Origin of the sequence: Bacillus haikouensis (genome assembly GCF_013179555.1) — a bacterium.
Lineage (GTDB): Bacteria > Bacillota > Bacilli > Bacillales > Bacillaceae_B > Rossellomorea > Rossellomorea haikouensis_A.
Window position 1 is genome coordinate 1 of record NZ_JABMCR010000551.1, and the last position, 1,113, is coordinate 1,113.

The 1,113-nt window shown below is 42.0% G+C and carries 2 protein-coding genes; both read right to left on the minus strand.

Going from position 1 to position 1,113, the window contains the following annotated elements:
• On the minus strand, nucleotides 1–593 hold a 593-nt coding region (locus HP456_RS24215; RefSeq protein ID WP_172255742.1), incomplete at its 3' end, for a S1 RNA-binding domain-containing protein.
• A 123-nt stretch (nucleotides 594–716) separates the two neighbouring features.
• On the minus strand, nucleotides 717–1,113 hold a 397-nt coding region (locus HP456_RS24220; RefSeq protein ID WP_172255739.1), incomplete at its 5' end, for a lysophospholipid acyltransferase family protein.

A 1,113-nucleotide genomic window follows, 5' to 3' on the forward strand; every position in this document is an offset into this window, starting at 1 on the left:
ATGCGCTGAACCGTGCCTTCAAGTACAGCACCTGATTCAATGTCAGTAAGGAGCTTCTTCTTTTGCTGTTGTTTCTCCGCTTCCACTACCGCACGATGAGAAAGGATCAGACGGTTTTTCTCCTGGTCCAACTCTACAATCTTAAATGAAAGCACCTTATCTTTGTAGTCGGCGAAATCTTCCACAAAGTAATCTTCCACTAACGAGGCAGGCACAAACCCTCTCACGCCAAGGTCTACAACAAGTCCGCCTTTTACGACATCCTTGACTTCGGCTTCAAAGACATCCCCTTTTTCGAAACGGTTCTTCATTTCTTCCCACGCTTTTTCCGCATCGACTTTACGCTTAGAAAGAACTAGCAGTTCTTCTTCCACTTTTGTCACGATTAACTCCAGTACATCCCCTTCACTAACAACGTCAGAAGCTTTTTCAATGTGAAGGCTTGAGAGTTCACTAATTGGAATGATGCCATCCACTTTACTATCTTGAACATCAACTAGGACTTGTTTTTCTTCGACCTTAGTGACGGTACCCTTAACTTTTTCACCAATTTCGAGATTTTTCACTTCAATTCCATTCATGTCTTCCATTATGTACTCCTCCTTAATCCATGACTGCAAAGATTTTATTTTTGTGAATTTTTCCACAATTTAAATAAATTAGTCTTTCTAATAACTTCTAATAAATAGGACTATTTGTCAAGCAAGAAAGTCCGGTTATACCATCAGTTTTTCAATATGCTGCATGATAATTTCCGTCGTTTTTTCAGCATTTAGTTTTTGTTCTTTTACTTCATTCATCGGAATAGGCGGACCATAAACCACTTTTAACTTCCTGAAAGGCTTATAGGGGCCGATGATAGCACACGGAACCACTTTCGCATCAGAGCGCAGGGCAAAGAATCCCGCACCTGCCAGACCTTTACCGACCTGACCTGTTTTACTTCTAGTACCCTCCGGAAACAAACCTAAAACATTTCCGTCACTCAAAACCTTCAACCCTTTTCGAAGAGCTTCACGATCACTCATGCCGCGTTTAACAGGAAAAGCATGGACCCCCGGCAGAATCTTTCCGAGTATCGGTACCCTGAACAATTCCTCTTTCGCCATGAAC